Raw genomic sequence first — 14,158 nt, 5'->3', positions numbered from 1 at the left:
GGCTTGCCCTCACCTCACCACGAGGACGGGGATCTTGCTGTGGGAGAGCACGCGGGCGGTCTGGCTGCCCAGCAGCGCGGAGCTGATGCCCCCGCGGCCGTGGGAGGACATGACGATCAGGTCGGCCTTCTCGCGCTCGGCCACGCTCAGCGCGCCGCGCCAGGCCAGGGTGTCTTCCTGCACCGCGGTGTTGCATTCGACGCCGGCCGCGCGGGCCGCGTCGGCCACGGCCTGCACGGCCGCCTCGGCCTGGGCCCGGATGGCCTCCTGCCAGCCCTCGATGCCGGTGGGCATGACCTCGATGGCGCCGATGTAGGGGTACAGGTCGATCACCGACACGGCGGTGATGCGCGCGCCCTGCAGCTTGGCCTGCTCGATGGCCACCGGAATCGCCCGCTGGGCGATGTCGGAGCCGTCGGTGGGAATCAGGATGTGCTTGAACATGGTTCGTCTCTCCGTTTGCGAGGCGTCAAGGCCCGGGCCGGCCGGGGATCAGCGCACCACCAGCACCGGCAGGCGCGAATGGGTCAGCAGCTTCTGGGTTTCGCTGCCCAGCAGCACGGCCTGCATGCCGCGGCGCCCGTGCGAGGCCATGACCACCAGGTCGCAGCCGCGGGACTCCGCGGCGTCGAGCAGGGCCTTCCAGGGGTGCGGATCCTCGGAGACCACGCATTCGCAGGCCAACCCGGCGGCCTTGCAGGCGTCCACCAGCGGTTGCAGCGCGGCGTCGGCCGCGCGCAGCGTGCTCGCGCGGTATTCGTCGGCGGTGATGGGCACCGCGTCGGCCAGGCCGGCGTAGGGGTAGGGGTCGGTGACGGTGGCGCCCACCAGCGGCAGGTTGCCGCACTGGCGCGCGAATTCGACGGCGGGGCCGATGGCCTTGGCCGCGGTGGCCGAGCCGTCCAGCGGGACGAGGATCTTCTTGTACATGATGGCTCCTGGCTCTTGCGCCCGACTGGGCGCCTGACCATTATGCTGCCTGCGCCGCGCGGGGCGGGCCTTGATCTGAGGCAACCTCGGCCACGCCGTTGACAAGCGGGCGCGCCCACGGGCGCTTCAGAGCTTCAAGGCTTCAGGAGTCCAGGACTTCAGGGCGTCGCGCCGCGCGCGACGGGGCGCCGCGGATCGGAGCACCACTGGCTCCACGAACCCGGGTACAGGTGCGCGCCGCCGAGCCCCGCCAGTTCCATCGCCAGCAGGTTGTGGCAGGCCGTCACGCCCGAGCCGCACTGGCTGACCACCCGGCCCGGATCGCTGCCCGCGAGCACCCGGCTCCATTGCTCGCGCAATTCCCCGGCGGGCAGGAACCGGCCGTCGGGCTGCAGGTTGTCACGGAAAAAGCGGCACACGGCGCCGGGAATGTGCCCGCCCACCGGGTCCAGGGTCTCGCCTTCGCCGGCGTAGCGTTCGGGCGAGCGTGCGTCCACCACCAGCAGGGAGGGTGCCCGCGCGTCCCGGGCCAGGACCTGGGCGAGCAGTTCGTCGACTCCGATGCTGGGCATCGCCGCCGGCGCGGCGCCGGTAAAGTCCCCGGGCGGGCGGGAGACGGCCGGGCCGGATTCGCTCGCGCCGCCGTCGGCCAGCCAGGCCTGCCAGCCCCCGTCGAGCACCGCCACCTGCGCGTGGCCGAGCCAGCGCAGCAGCCACCACAGGCGCGCGGCGTAGGGCGAGAAATTGCGGTCGTAGGCCACCACCGGCTGGCCGCGCCGCAGGCCGAGTGCGGCCAGGCGCGCCGCCAGCGCCTCGCGCGCGGGCAGCGGGTGGCGCCCGCTTCCCGGCTCCACCGGGCCGGACAGCTCGCGGTCGAGATGCATGTGCACGGCGCCCGGCACGTGGCCTTGCGCGAAGGCCGCCGCGCCGGCCTCGGGCGCGGCCAGGTCGTGGCTGCAATCGACCACGAAGGCCTCCGGCAGGCACTGGCGCAGTTGCTCCGCGCGGATCAGCGGGCTGGGGAAGGCAGGGCTGGCAGCGTTCATGGCGGGGCAGGGGGCGGAGGCTTCAGACCAGCGGCTCGGACTCGGGAAGGCCCATGCGCCCGCGCCACCACTGGTGGAAGTGGCGCATGCCGTCTTCCATGGGCGACTGGTAGGGGCCGAACTCGTCGTCGCCGCGTTGCAGCAGGGCCAGCCGTCCGGCGTCCATGCGCAGCGCGATTTCGTCGTCCTCCACGCAGGTTTCCATGTACGCGGCGCGTTCGGCCTCGATGAACTCGCGCTCGAAGGCGGCGATTTCCTCGGGGTAGTAGAACTCGACCACGTTGACGGTGCGTTGCGGGCCCTGCGGGTACAGCGCCGAGACCACCAGCACATGCGGGTACCACTCGACCATCAGGTTCGGGTACAGCGTGAGCCAGATCGCGCCATGCTCGGGCGGCACCCCCTGGCGGAACTTGAGCAACTCGTCGTGCCAGCGGGCGTAGACCTTGCTGCCGGCGCGCTTGAGGGCGTTGTTCACGCCCACGGTCTGCACGCTGAAGTGGGTGCCGAACTGCCAGCGCAGGTCGTCGCAGCTGACGAACTGGCCCAGGCCGGGGTGGAAGGGCACGACGTGGTAGTCCTCGAGGTACACCTCGATGAAGGTCTTCCAGTTGTACTCGCACTGGTGGTGCTCGACGTGGTCGAGCACGTAGCCGCTGAAATCGAGCTGCGGCGCGTTGACCATGCCGGCCAGCGCCTGGCCCACGTCGAAGCCGTTGCGCTCGAACAGCAGCCCGTTCCACGACTGCGGCGCCTCGAAGCGCTGCAGGTGCAGGCAGGGGTCGTGGTCGAAGTGCGGGGCGCCGATCAGGCGGCCCTGCAGGTCGTAGGTCCAGCGGTGCAGCGGACAGACGATGTTGCGGCCCGTCTTGCCGCGGCCGCGGAGCATCACCGCCTGCCGGTGACGGCACACGTTGGACACCAGCTCCACGCCGGAGGCCGAGCGCACCAGGGCGCGGCCTTCTCCCTCCTGGGGCAGCGCGTAGTAGTCGCCCACCTCGGGCATGGACAGTTCGTGCCCGAGATAGCGGGGGCCGGCATCGAAGATGAGCTGCTTCTCCATGGCATACAGATCGGGGTCGAAGTAAGACACCACGGAAAGCTGGGTCTTGCTCGGGGCCAGATGTACGCTGGGCAGGCTCAAATCCGACATGATGGGATCGAAATCTCCTGGAAAATCAAACGGCTGCGGGAGGGGGGATTGTAGACCGCCCGGGATTTCCAGGGGGCGGGCCGACCCGCTTCCTTCCATGGGGATAAAATCAACGCTTTCCCCAGCTGCCGCCGGCCGCGCCGCGGAACGCCCGCGGGGACGTGCCGGCGCGCCGGAACTTCCTCGATGAACGCAACCACGCGCAAGCAGCAGCCGGCCAGCTACGAACAGGCCTGCGCCGAGCTCGAGCAGCTCGTGCAGCAGCTGGAATCCGGGCAGATGAGCCTGGACGACACGCTCAAGGCCTACGCCCGCGGCTCGCAGTTGCTGCGCTACTGCCGCGAACAGCTGCAGGCGGTGGAGCAGCAGGTGCAGATTCTCGAGGGTGGCGAACTCAAGCCCTTTGCCGATGAGCGCGCACGCGAAGACGATTGAAGCCGCCTCGCCGCCGGATGCCGGAGCGGATTTCGAGGCGTGGGCGGCGCGGCGCGCCGAACGGGCACGCGCGCTGGTCGAGCGCCACACCGGCGCCTGGCTCACGCCCGGTTCTCCGCTGGGCGAGGCCATGCATTACGCGGCGGCGCTGGGCGGCAAGCGCATGCGCCCGCTGCTGGTGTGGGCCGCCGGCGAATGCCTGGGCGCCGACGAGGCCGCGCTGGACGCGGCCGCCTGCGCCACCGAGCTGGTGCACGCGTACTCGCTGGTGCACGACGACCTTCCCTGCATGGACAACGACGTGCTGCGCCGCGGCCAGCCCACCGTGCACGTGCGCTTCGGCGAGGCCATGGCCTTGCTCGCCGGCGATGCGCTGCAGACCCGTGCCTTCGAGGTGCTGACCGCGGATGCGGCGCTGGCGCCTGCGCTGCAGGCGCGCCTGTGCGGCCTGCTGGCCGGGGCTGCCGGCGCGCTGGGCATGGCGGGCGGCCAGGCGCTGGACCTGGGCGCCACCGGGCGCCGGGTCGACCTGCAGGTGCTGCGCGACATGCACGCGCGCAAGACCGGCGCGCTGCTGCGCGCCAGCGTGATGATGGGCGTGGCCTGCGCCGCCGAGCGCGAGCCGGCGCTGGCGGCCGCCTGCGAGGGCGCGCTGCGGCGCTACGCGGACGACGTCGGCCTGGCCTTCCAGGTGGTCGACGACGTGCTCGACGCCAGCATGGATTCGGCCACGCTGGGCAAGACCGCCGGCAAGGACGCCGAGCAGGGCAAGGCCACCTTCGTGGGCCTGCTCGGCGTGGAGCCGGCACGCGACTATGCGCAGCGCCTGCTGGAGCAGGCGCTGCAGGCGCTGCGCGAGCTGCCGCAGCCGGCGAGGGAGCGCTCGGCGCGCCTGGCCGAGCTGGCGCAGCGCGTCGTGGCCAGGAGCCATTGATGAACCTGTTGGACGGCATCGACGACCCGCGCGATCTGCGCCGGCTCCCGCCGGAGCAGCTTCCCGCGCTGGCGCGCGAACTGCGCCAGTTCCTGCTGGAGACCGTCGCGCGCACCGGCGGGCACCTGTCGTCCAACCTGGGCACGGTGGAACTCACGCTGGCGCTGCACTACGTGTTCGACACGCCGCACGACCGCCTGGTGTGGGACGTGGGCCACCAGACCTACGCCCACAAGATCCTCACCGGCCGCCGCGAGCGCATGGGCACGTTGCGCCAGTGGGGCGGCCTTTCCGGATTCCCGCGGCGCGACGAGTCGCCCTACGACACCTTCGGCACCGCGCATTCGTCCACGTCGATCTCGGCCGCGCTGGGTCAGGCGCTCGCGGCGCGGGCCAAGGGCGAGCGGCGCAAGGTGGTGGCGGTGATCGGCGACGGCGCGATGACCGGCGGCATGGCCTTCGAGGCCCTGAACAACGCCGGGGTCCACCCCGAGGCCGACCTGCTGATCGTGCTGAACGACAACGACATGTCGATCTCGGCGCCGGTGGGCGCGCTCAACCGCTACCTGGCGCGGCTGCTGTCCGGGCGTTTCTACGCCAGCGCGCGCGATGCCGCCAAGCAGGTGCTCAAGGCGGCGCCGCCGCCGCTGCTGGCGCTGGCGCGGCGCCTGGAGGAGCAGGCCAAGGGCCTGGTGGCGCCGGGCACGCTGTTCGAGGAATTCGGCGTCGAGTACTTCGGCCCCATCGACGGCCACGACCTGCATGCGCTGGTGCCCACGCTGCAGAACCTGCGCGAGCGCGGCGGCCCCAGGCTGCTGCACGTGGTCACGCGCAAGGGCTACGGCTACAAGCTGGCCGAGGCCGATCCCATCAAGTACCACGGCCCGGGACGCTTCGATCCCGCCGTGGGCATCAAGCCGCCGGCGGAGGCGCCGCGCCCCACCTTCGCGCAGGTGTTCGGCCACTGGCTGTGCGACATGGCGCAGGCGGATTCGCGCCTGATGGCGGTGACCCCGGCGATGTGCGAGGGCTCGGGCATGGTGGAATACGCCGCGCGCTTCGCGCAGCGCTATTTCGACGTGGGCATCGCCGAGCAGCACGCGGTGACCTTCGCCGCCGGGCTGGCCTGCGAGGGCATGCGCCCGGTCGTGGCCATCTATTCGACCTTCCTGCAGCGCGCCTACGACCAGGTCATCCACGACGTGGCGCTGCAGAAGCTGCCGGTGGTGTTCGCCATCGACCGCGCGGGCATCGTCGGCGCCGACGGCGCGACCCACACCGGCGCCTACGACATCGCGGCGCTGCGCTGCCTGCCCGGCATGGTGCTGATGGCTCCCAGCGACGAGCTGGAGTGCAGGCGCATGCTCAGCACCGCCTTCGCGCTCGACGGCCCCAGCGCGGTGCGCTACCCGCGCGGCGCCGGCATCGGCGCCGAGGTGGACCGCTCCGACCTGTCGACCCTGCCGGTGGGGCGTGCGCAGCTGCGTCGCCAGGGGCGCGCGCCGGCCGGGCGCCGGCTGGCGCTGCTGGCCTTCGGCCCGGTTCTGCACACGGCGCTGAAGGCGGCCGAGGAACTCGACGCCACGGTGGTGGACATGCGATTCATCAAGCCGCTGGACCTGGACATGCTGCAGCGCATCGCCGCCGCGCACGATGCCGTCGTGACGGTGGAGGAGGGGGCGGTGCTCGGCGGCGCCGGCTCGGCCTGCCTGGAGGAGCTCCAGCGTCTGGGCTGGCAGCTGCCGGTGCTCAACCTGGGGCTGCCCGACACCTGGCTGGAACATGGCGATCCGGCGCACGTGACGGCGGCGGCCGGCCTGGATGCCGCGGGGCTGCTGCGCAGCATCCGCGAGCGTTTCGGCCCGCTGCTGGGGCAGGCCGACGCGCCGCGCCGCGAAGCGGCGAATTCCTGAGCCGCGGCCGCTTCGGCCCGCGCCGTGCAGCTTCGGCGCGGCGCCGCGATAATCCTGAGTATTTCCACGGGTCTTCGGGGGCGTTGCTGCCTCCAGCGGCCCTCGACACAGGCCGGCGGCCGGCTGCCGGCTCGACCATGAATCAGCCCTACGAACCGATCCCCGACGTCCAGAGTTCCTTCGACCACCGCCGCCTGGCGATCCAGCGGGTGGGCATCAAGGATCTGCGCTACCCGGTGACGCTGCGCACCGCCGGCGGCGGGGTGCAGCACTCCGTGGCCTGGGTCGACGCCGACGTGGCGCTGCCGGCCGAGCGCAAGGGCACCCACATGTCGCGCTTCGTGGAGTTGCTGGAGGCCTCGGCGGATACGCCGCTGGACCACGCCAGCCTGGGCGAGATGGCGCGCGCCATGGTGCAGCGCCTGGATGCCCAGACCGGACGCCTGGCCTTTCGCTTCGTGCTGTTCATGCGCAAGCAGGCCCCGGTCAGCCGGGTGGCCAGCCGCATGGACTACGAGGCGCAGTGGATCGTGCGCGTCGACGGCGGGCACACGCAGGTCACCGCGGTGGTGCAGGTGCCGGTGAAGGCGCTGTGCCCCTGCTCGAAGGAGATCTCCGAGTACGGTGCGCACAACCAGCGCTCGCACATCACCATCCGCGCCGAGTTGCGCGAGGCGATGGCGCTGGAGGAACTGATCCGCATCGCCGAGGAAGAGGCGTCCTGCGAGATCTGGGGTCTGCTCAAGCGCCCGGACGAGAAATACGTGACCGAGCGCGCCTACGACAATCCCAAGTTCGTCGAAGACCTGGTGCGCGACGTGGCGGCGCGCGTGGGCGCGCAGCCGCGCATCGCGTCCTTCGTGGTGGAGGCGGAGAACTTCGAATCCATCCACAACCACTCGGCCTACGCCCGCATCGAGGGCTGAGCCGGGCGGGGCCTGCGGGGCCTGGGGCCCCGCGGCACGCTCACTGGCCGGACAGCAGCGCCTTCGCGCGCGCCGAGACCTGCGCCATGTCGGCGCGGCCGGCCAGCCGGGGCTTGAGCACGGGCATGAGCTTGCCCAGGTCCTGCGGGGCGCCCAGGCCGAGCTCGGCGATCGCGGCGCGGATCTCGGCGTCCAGTTCCTCGCCGCCCAGGCGGGCCGGCAGGTAGGGTTCGAGCACGGCGATTTCCGCGGTCTCGGCGGCCGCCAGGTCGGCGCGGCCGCCGGCCTCGAACTGGGTGATGGCGTCGCGGCGCTGCTTGATCATGCGCTCGATCACCGCCAGCACGGCGGCGTCGTCGAGTTCGATGCGCTCGTCCACCTCGCGCTGCTTGACGGCGGCCAGCAGCATGCGCACGGTGCCCAGGCGCGCAGTGTCCTTCGCGCGCATCGCGGCCTTCATGTCGTCCTGGATGCGGGTCTTGAGCTGGGACATGGGATCCACCAATGGAAACCGGCGCTGCCTCGCGGCGCGCCGGTTGTTTCACGTCGTGCGTCGGAGGGCGCCAGCACGGCTGCGCGCCCTGCCGGGAGAAGCTTCTTCAGTACAGGCGCTTGGGCAGCATGTGGCTGCGGATGCGCTTGTAGTGACGCTTGACCGCGGCGGCCTTCTTGCGCTTGCGCTCGGCGGTGGGCTTCTCGTAGAACTGGCGCGCGCGCAGGTCGGTCAGCAGACCGAGCTTTTCGATCGTGCGCTTGAAACGGCGCAGCGCGACGTCGAAGGGTTCGTTCTCTTTAATGCGAATCGTTGTCATTGCAGACGGGTACCTTTATTCGGGAAATGCGCCCCGCCACGGCTGGAGCCGCCAAGGGCCTTTGCGTCGCAGGCAGATCGCTCCGGGCATCGAGGCTGCTGAGGCGTACGCTTCATGCGCTTCTTCAGGCCCGGTGCGTGAGTGCAATGCGACGAAAAAACCTTTAAAGTATAACCCATCCTCCGCGTCGTGCCCAGGTGGGGGACACATTTTCCCGGGATTGCCTCCTCCGCCGCCTTGACCGACGCCGTTCTCCCCCGCGCCGCAGCGCCGCGCCTGCGCGTGCTGGGCATCGAAACCTCCTGCGACGAAACCGGCCTGGCCGTGTACGACAGCCGCGACGGGCTGCTCGGCCAGGCGCTGCATTCGCAGATCGCGTTGCACCGGGACTACGGCGGCGTGGTGCCGGAGCTGGCCTCGCGCGACCACATCGCGCGCGTGCTGCCGCTGCTCGACGACGTGCTGGACCAGGCGCGCCTGGAACTGCGCGACCTGGACGCCGTGGCCTACACGCGTGGTCCCGGCCTGGCCGGCGCGTTGCTGGTGGGCGCCGGGGTGGCCGCCGCGCTGGCCATGTCGGCCGGTCTGCCGCTGCTGGGCGTGCATCACCTGGAAGGCCACCTGTTGTCGCCCCTGCTGGCGCAGCCTGGACTGGACTTCCCCTTTGTCGCGCTGCTGGTCTCCGGCGGGCACACCATGCTGCTGCAGGCCAACGCGCTAGGCTGCTACGAACTGCTGGGCGAGACCGTCGACGACGCCGCCGGCGAGGCTTTCGACAAGTCGGCCAAGCTGCTCGGCCTGGGGTACCCGGGCGGGCCCGAGTTGGCGCGCCTGGCCGCCGGCGGGCACGCGGGGGCTTTCGATCTGCCGCGCCCGAAGCTGCATTCCGAGGATCTGGACTTTTCCTTCGCCGGCTTGAAGACGGCCGTGCTGACGCGCGTGCGCCAGCTCGGCGAGGACGCGCCGGCGCAGGCGCGCGCCGACCTGGCGGCGGCCACGCAGGAGGCGATCACCGAGGTGCTGGCGGCCAAGGCGGCCGCCGCGCTGCGGCGCAGCGGCATGCGCACGCTGGTGGTAGCCGGGGGCGTGGGCGCCAATCTGCGCCTGCGTGAAAAGCTCGACGCGGCCTGCGCCGCGCTGGGAGCCCGCGTGCACTACCCGCCGCTGCAGTGGTGTACCGACAACGGACCCATGATCGCCTACGCGGCCTGCCGGCGCCTGCAGGCCGGGCTGGCGCGCGCCAGCCGCGACTACGCCTTCGACATCCAGCCGCGCTGGGATCTTGCGGAGCTGAGCGCGGCGGACGGCGCGTCCTAGACTTCCCACACCCCCAGGGGCTGGAAGTCCTCCGCCTCGCCCTTGCTGGCGTGGCCGCGCGCATTGCACACCACGCGGGAATGTTCCGCGCGGTAGTCGTGCCGGCAGTGCAGGTGACCGTGCAGCCACAGGTCGCTGCCGCCGATCATGTCGTCGTAGGCGTTGCAGAAACTGGCCGTGGCGCCGTTGACCGGGTAGCGCGGGTCGGTACTGCGCAGGCTGGGGGCGAAATGCGTGACCACCACGGTGGCGTCCCAACGGCCCGGGTCGCTGCGCGGCAGGCGCAGCTGCTCGCGCAGCCAGTCGCGGCTGCGCAGGCCTTCCTGGCGCAGCGCATGGGCGTCCATGGGCTTGCCATGGCGCACCGAGCGCTGCACCTGCTCGATGAAATAGCGCGCGGCGCGCATGCACTGCTCGCGCCGGGCCTGGCCGAACAGGTCGAAATCGTTCCACAAGGTGGTGCCGACGAAGCGCACCTTGCGCCCGGCGGCCTCCAGCACCACGCTCTCGCGTTCGAGCATGCGGATGCCGGCGCGATCGCAGCGCAGGCGTAGCGCCGCGGTGGCGGCGTCGAAGTCGCGCTCGTCGTACTCGTGGTTGCCCGCCACGAACAGCACGGGCACCGGCCAGTCGCGGAAGCGCTCCAGGCCCTCGTGGCCGGCGTCGATGTCGCCGGCCAGCACCAGCAGGTCGGCGCCGGGGGCGGGTTGGGGGTCGAAGGCTTCGGCTTCGAGGTGCAGGTCGGAAAGCAGTTGCAGGCGCATGTGCGGCGTGGAACACCTCGGCGCGGCGCGAGGCGACGCGGGCCGGGTGAGAATGTCGGGGTCGATGTCGGCGGGCAAGACACAGTTTCGGGCTTTGCTTGCGCAGGCGCAAGGCCTGGGGAGGCACGCGGACGGGGTGCCCGCTACAAATGCGCTAAACTGTGTTTTTTTTCACGGCGCGGAATGGTTTCTTCTGCGTTCGCGAGTTCTTCTCAGGAAACTGCACCATGAGTCTGGATCAAGCCACGACGGCCAAGGTCGTCGCCGAAAACGCCCGCGCTCCCAAGGACACCGGATCCCCCGAAGTCCAGGTCGCGCTGCTCACCGCCCGCATCAACGAACTGACCGGGCACTTCAAGACCCACGCCAAGGATCACCATGGCCGCCGCGGTCTGCTGCGCATGGTCAGCCGCCGCCGCAAGCTGCTCGACTACCTGAAGGGCAAGGACGCGGACCGCTATCGCGCGCTGATCGCGAAGCTGAACCTGCGCAAGTAGTTCTGCATGAAACGAGGGGCGCCTGCTTCGCTGAGTCGAGCCAGGCGCCCTGTTGTCGTGCGCGGCGCGCGTGGCGTGCCGTGTACCCCGAGCCGGGAGGTGCTGCTGTGTCATTCCTGGGCCGCTCTGGCCGCCGCGCGCAAGGCGGCGGCACCGGGCAGAGCCGCGCAGGAATGGCATTGTGCTTCCCGACCTGCCCGCTGACGCGGGCGCAGGCGCTGGCGGCCCGAAGGGGCGCGGCGCCCGTCCAACCGGAGTGAAATCAATGTTCAACAAAGTCACCAAGAGTTTCCAGTGGGGTTCGCACACGGTCACCCTGGAAACGGGCGAGATCGCCCGGCAGGCCGGCGGCGCCGTGCTGCTGAACATGGACGATACCGTCGTGCTCGCCTCCGTGGTGGCGGCGAAGTCGGCCAAGCCGGGCCAGGACTTCTTTCCGCTGACCGTCGACTACATCGAGAAGACCTACGCCGCGGGCAAGATCCCCGGCGGTTTCTTCAAGCGTGAAGGGCGCCTGAGCGAGCACGAGACCCTGACCTCGCGGCTCATCGACCGTCCCATCCGCCCGCTGTTCCCCGAGGGCTTCTACAACGAGGTCCAGGTGGTGGCGCAGGTGCTGTCGCTCAACCCCGAGGTCGAGTCCGACATCGCCGCGCTGATTGCCGTCAGCGCCGCGCTGGCCGTCTCGGGCATTCCCTTCGACGGCCCCATCGGCGCCGCGCGCGTGGGCTACGTGGGCGGCGAGTACGTGCTCAACCCGAGCCGCGCGCAGCTGGCCGATTCGCGCCTGAACCTGGTGGTCGCCGGCACCGACGCGGCCGTGCTGATGGTCGAGTCCGAGGCCGACCAGCTGACCGAGGAAGTGATGCTGGAGGCCGTGATGTTCGGCCACCGCCAGCTGCAGACCGCCATCGACGCCATCCACGAACTGGTGCGCGAGGGCGGCAAGCCGGCCTGGGAATGGCAGGCCGCGCCGCGCGACGAGGCGCTGATCGCGCGCATCGACTCGCTGGCCGGCGAGGCGCTGCGCGCCGCCTACAAGATCACCAGCAAGCAACTGCGCACCGACGCGCTGCGCAAGGCCTACGCCGCCGTGCACGAGGCGCTGGGCGCCGACGGCGCCGAGGTCGACTCGACCAAGGTCGAGCAGATCCTGTTCGACATGGAAGCGCGCATCGTGCGCAGCCAGATCCTGGCCGGCGACCCGCGCATCGACGGGCGCGACACGCGCACCGTGCGTCCCATCGCGATCCGTACCGGGGTGCTGCCGCGCGCCCACGGCAGCGCGCTGTTCACGCGCGGCGAGACGCAGGCCATGGTCGCGGCCACGCTGGGCACCGACCAGGATTCGCAGATCATCGACGCCCTCGGCGGCGAGTACCGCGACCGCTTCCTGCTGCACTACAACATGCCTCCCTACGCCACCGGCGAGACCGGCCGCATGGGCACGCCCAAGCGCCGCGAGATCGGCCACGGCCGCCTGGCGCGCCGCGCGCTGCAGGCGGTGCTGCCGAAGAAGGAGGATTTCGCCTACACCATGCGCGTGGTCTCGGAGATCACCGAGTCCAACGGCTCCTCCTCGATGGCCTCGGTGTGCGGCGGCTGCCTCAGCCTGCTCGACGCCGGTGTGCCGTTGAAGGCCCACGTGGCCGGCATCGCCATGGGCCTGATCAAGGACGGCAACCGATTCGCCGTGCTCACCGACATCCTGGGCGACGAGGATCACCTCGGCGACATGGACTTCAAGGTGGCGGGCAGCTCCACCGGCGTGACGGCGCTGCAGATGGACATCAAGATCCAGGGCATCACCCGCGAGATCATGCAGGTGGCGCTGGCGCAGGCGCGCGAGGCGCGGCTGCACATCCTGGGCCTGATGCAGCAGGCGGTGGGCGGCGCGCGCGCCGAGGTGTCGCAGTACGCGCCGCGCCTGTACACCATGAAGATCAACCCCGAGCGCATCCGCGACGTCATCGGCAAGGGCGGCGCCGTCATTCGCGCCCTGACCGAGGAAACCGGCACGCAGATCGACATCGCCGACGACGGCATGATCACCGTGGCCTCCACCGACGCCGACCGCGCCAAGGAAGCCATGCGCCGCATCGGCGAGCTGACCGCCGAGGTCGAGATCGGCCAGATCTACGACGGCACCGTGGTCAAGCTGCTGGACTTCGGCGCGCTGGTCAACGTGCTGCCGGGGCGCGACGGGCTGCTGCACATCTCGCAGATCGCCAACGAGCGCATCGCCAAGGTCTCCGACCACCTGCAGGAAGGCCAGAAGGTGCGCGTGAAGGTCATCGAGACCGACGACAAGGGGCGCTTCCGCCTGTCGATCAAGGCGCTGCTGGGCGACGGCGGGGCGGCCCCGTCCGAGCCGCAGGCCTGAGCGGGCCCGCGCGCGCCGACCTCCCCGAGCGAAGGAGCCTGAAGCCATGAGCCAGACCATGCGGGTGGCCGAGATCACGGCACCGGGCGGGCCCGAGGTGCTGCGTTGGGCCGAGCGCCCGATGCCGCGCCCCGGCGCCGGCGAGGTGCTGTTGCGCGTGCGCGCCTTCGGCGTCAACCGTCCGGACCTGCTGCAGCGCCAGGGCTCGTACCCGCCGCCGCCGGGGGCCTCGGACATCCCGGGCCTGGAGGTCTGCGGCGAGGTGCTCGAGGGCGACTACGCGGGCACTTCGCTGCGCACCGGCCAGCGCGTGGTGGCGCTGGTCAACGGCGGCGGCTACGCGGATTACTGCGTGGTGCCGGCCGGCCAGTGCATCGAGGCGCCCGGTTCGCTGAGCGACGTCGAGGCGGCGGCGATTCCGGAAACCTTCTTCACGGTCTGGCATAACCTGTTCCAGCGCGGTGCGCTGAAGGCGGGTGAACACGTGCTGGTGCAGGGCGGTGCCAGCGGCATCGGCAGCACCGCGGTGCAACTGGCCCACGCGCTGGGTGCGCGGGTGTGGGCCACCGCGGGCAGCGCGGCCAAGTGCCAGGCCTGCGTGGAACTGGGCGCCGAGCGCGCCATCAACTACCGCGAGCAGGATTTCGCGGAAGTGGTGCGCGAGGGCACGGACAAGCGCGGCGTCGACGTGATCCTGGACATGGTGGCGGGCGACTACGTGGCCCGCGAAGTACGCAGCCTGGCCGAGGACGGGCGCCTGGTGATCGTGGCGGTGCAGGGCGGCACGGCCGCCGGCTTCGATGCTTCGCTGCTCATGCGCAGGCGCCTGCACATCACCGGCTCGACGCTGCGCCCGCGCGACGCGGCCTTCAAGAGCGCGCTGGCGCGCTCGCTGGAGCAGCAGGTGTGGCCGCTGATCGAGTCCGGGCGCGTGCGTCCGCGCATGCACGCGGTGCTGCCCGCGCAGGACATCGTGCGCGCGCACCAGATGCTCGAGGCCGGCGAACACGTGGGCAAGATCGCCCTGAGCTGGAACTGATGCACCCGG

General features: G+C 71.1%; 15 protein-coding genes. 8 read left to right on the top strand and 7 right to left on the bottom strand.

Annotated features, from left to right (window positions below; all coding sequences use genetic code 11):
* Positions 1-9: 9 nt before the first annotated feature.
* The 4 genes from D466_RS0112125 to D466_RS0112110 form a co-directional block, all read right to left on the bottom strand.
* The gene (locus tag D466_RS0112125; protein WP_018913985.1) at positions 10-444 is read right to left on the bottom strand and encodes a universal stress protein; all 435 of its coding nucleotides are present in this window, start codon (positions 442-444) and stop codon (positions 10-12) included.
* Positions 445-492: 48 nt separating this feature from the next.
* Entirely contained in the window at positions 493-930 is a 438-nt protein-coding gene (locus tag D466_RS0112120; protein WP_018913984.1) for a universal stress protein, read from the bottom strand.
* Positions 931-1,088: 158 nt separating this feature from the next.
* Complete coding sequence (locus tag D466_RS0112115) at positions 1,089-1,976, bottom strand: sulfurtransferase (RefSeq protein WP_018913983.1); 888 nt, start codon at positions 1,974-1,976, stop codon at positions 1,089-1,091.
* Between the two features lie 22 nt (positions 1,977-1,998).
* Complete coding sequence (locus tag D466_RS0112110; protein WP_018913982.1) at positions 1,999-3,129, bottom strand: aromatic ring-hydroxylating dioxygenase subunit alpha; 1,131 nt, start codon at positions 3,127-3,129, stop codon at positions 1,999-2,001.
* A gap of 186 nt (positions 3,130-3,315) precedes the next feature.
* On the opposite strand from D466_RS0112110, the gene D466_RS0112105 reads away from it, so the two are divergent.
* From D466_RS0112105 to folE2, 4 genes are all read left to right on the top strand, one after another.
* A complete protein-coding gene (locus D466_RS0112105; protein ID WP_018913981.1) occupies positions 3,316-3,564 on the top strand; it encodes an exodeoxyribonuclease VII small subunit in 249 nt (82 codons plus the stop codon).
* Positions 3,539-4,498: a polyprenyl synthetase family protein gene (locus D466_RS0112100; protein ID WP_018913980.1), complete on the top strand. Its 960-nt coding sequence runs from the start codon at positions 3,539-3,541 to the stop codon at positions 4,496-4,498. Before D466_RS0112105 ends, D466_RS0112100 begins: the two co-directional genes overlap by 26 nt.
* The gene (dxs, locus tag D466_RS0112095; RefSeq protein WP_018913979.1) at positions 4,498-6,411 is read left to right on the top strand and encodes a 1-deoxy-D-xylulose-5-phosphate synthase; all 1,914 of its coding nucleotides are present in this window, start codon (positions 4,498-4,500) and stop codon (positions 6,409-6,411) included. The genes D466_RS0112100 and dxs overlap by 1 nt, the downstream gene beginning before the upstream one ends.
* A gap of 137 nt (positions 6,412-6,548) precedes the next feature.
* On the top strand, positions 6,549-7,337 hold the full coding sequence (folE2, locus tag D466_RS0112090; protein ID WP_018913978.1) for a GTP cyclohydrolase FolE2: 789 nt from the start codon (positions 6,549-6,551) through the stop codon (positions 7,335-7,337).
* Positions 7,338-7,377: 40 nt separating this feature from the next.
* Here the strand turns inward: folE2 and D466_RS0112085 are convergent, their stop codons facing one another.
* Both D466_RS0112085 and rpsU read right to left on the bottom strand, forming a co-directional pair.
* Positions 7,378-7,830, bottom strand: a complete 453-nt coding sequence (locus D466_RS0112085) for a GatB/YqeY domain-containing protein (RefSeq protein ID WP_018913977.1) — start codon at positions 7,828-7,830, stop codon at positions 7,378-7,380.
* 106 nt (positions 7,831-7,936) lie between these two features.
* Entirely contained in the window at positions 7,937-8,149 is a 213-nt protein-coding gene (gene rpsU, locus D466_RS0112080) for a 30S ribosomal protein S21 (protein ID WP_018913976.1), read from the bottom strand.
* A 237-nt stretch (positions 8,150-8,386) separates the two neighbouring features.
* On the opposite strand from rpsU, the gene tsaD reads away from it, so the two are divergent.
* A complete protein-coding gene (gene tsaD, locus D466_RS0112075) occupies positions 8,387-9,466 on the top strand; it encodes a tRNA (adenosine(37)-N6)-threonylcarbamoyltransferase complex transferase subunit TsaD (RefSeq protein WP_018913975.1) in 1,080 nt (359 codons plus the stop codon).
* On the opposite strand, the gene D466_RS0112070 is transcribed toward tsaD, so the two are convergent.
* Complete coding sequence (locus D466_RS0112070; RefSeq protein WP_018913974.1) at positions 9,463-10,230, bottom strand: metallophosphoesterase; 768 nt, start codon at positions 10,228-10,230, stop codon at positions 9,463-9,465. The genes tsaD and D466_RS0112070 overlap by 4 nt on opposite strands.
* 227 nt (positions 10,231-10,457) lie before the next feature.
* Here D466_RS0112070 and rpsO point away from each other — a divergent pair, with 227 nt between their 5' ends.
* From rpsO to D466_RS0112055, 3 genes are all read left to right on the top strand, one after another.
* A complete protein-coding gene (gene rpsO / locus D466_RS0112065; RefSeq protein ID WP_018913973.1) occupies positions 10,458-10,727 on the top strand; it encodes a 30S ribosomal protein S15 in 270 nt (89 codons plus the stop codon).
* A gap of 265 nt (positions 10,728-10,992) precedes the next feature.
* On the top strand, positions 10,993-13,110 hold the full coding sequence (pnp, locus tag D466_RS21600) for a polyribonucleotide nucleotidyltransferase (protein ID WP_018913972.1): 2,118 nt from the start codon (positions 10,993-10,995) through the stop codon (positions 13,108-13,110).
* Between the two features lie 46 nt (positions 13,111-13,156).
* The gene (locus D466_RS0112055; RefSeq protein ID WP_018913971.1) at positions 13,157-14,149 is read left to right on the top strand and encodes a zinc-binding dehydrogenase; all 993 of its coding nucleotides are present in this window, start codon (positions 13,157-13,159) and stop codon (positions 14,147-14,149) included.
* The last annotated feature ends 9 nt before the right edge of the window (positions 14,150-14,158 follow it).

This window comes from Thiomonas sp. FB-6 (genome assembly GCF_000377645.1).
In the GTDB taxonomy this organism is placed as follows: Bacteria; Pseudomonadota; Gammaproteobacteria; order Burkholderiales; family Burkholderiaceae_C; genus Thiomonas_A.
Note: the sequence above shows the minus strand (reverse complement) of the source record. Positions and strands in the feature narration are given on the sequence as shown.

Excerpts from the sequence above, each read along its gene's own strand:
- D466_RS0112100 (WP_018913980.1), top strand. The coding sequence starts at position 3,539 with ATGAGCGCGCACGCGAAGACGATTGAAGCCGCCTCGCCGCCGGATGCC.
- D466_RS0112120 (WP_018913984.1), bottom strand. The coding sequence starts at position 930 with ATGTACAAGAAGATCCTCGTCCCGCTGGACGGCTCGGCCACCGCGGCC.
- rpsU (WP_018913976.1), bottom strand. The coding sequence starts at position 8,149 with ATGACAACGATTCGCATTAAAGAGAACGAACCCTTCGACGTCGCGCTG.
- D466_RS0112125 (WP_018913985.1), bottom strand. The coding sequence starts at position 444 with ATGTTCAAGCACATCCTGATTCCCACCGACGGCTCCGACATCGCCCAG.
- rpsO (WP_018913973.1), top strand. The coding sequence starts at position 10,458 with ATGAGTCTGGATCAAGCCACGACGGCCAAGGTCGTCGCCGAAAACGCC.
- pnp (WP_018913972.1), top strand. The coding sequence starts at position 10,993 with ATGTTCAACAAAGTCACCAAGAGTTTCCAGTGGGGTTCGCACACGGTC.
- D466_RS0112115 (WP_018913983.1), bottom strand. The coding sequence starts at position 1,976 with ATGAACGCTGCCAGCCCTGCCTTCCCCAGCCCGCTGATCCGCGCGGAG.
- D466_RS0112105 (WP_018913981.1), top strand. The coding sequence starts at position 3,316 with ATGAACGCAACCACGCGCAAGCAGCAGCCGGCCAGCTACGAACAGGCC.
- D466_RS0112110 (WP_018913982.1), bottom strand. The coding sequence starts at position 3,129 with ATGTCGGATTTGAGCCTGCCCAGCGTACATCTGGCCCCGAGCAAGACC.
- D466_RS0112085 (WP_018913977.1), bottom strand. The coding sequence starts at position 7,830 with ATGTCCCAGCTCAAGACCCGCATCCAGGACGACATGAAGGCCGCGATG.
- dxs (WP_018913979.1), top strand. The coding sequence starts at position 4,498 with ATGAACCTGTTGGACGGCATCGACGACCCGCGCGATCTGCGCCGGCTC.
- D466_RS0112055 (WP_018913971.1), top strand. The coding sequence starts at position 13,157 with ATGAGCCAGACCATGCGGGTGGCCGAGATCACGGCACCGGGCGGGCCC.
- D466_RS0112070 (WP_018913974.1), bottom strand. The coding sequence starts at position 10,230 with ATGCGCCTGCAACTGCTTTCCGACCTGCACCTCGAAGCCGAAGCCTTC.
- folE2 (WP_018913978.1), top strand. The coding sequence starts at position 6,549 with ATGAATCAGCCCTACGAACCGATCCCCGACGTCCAGAGTTCCTTCGAC.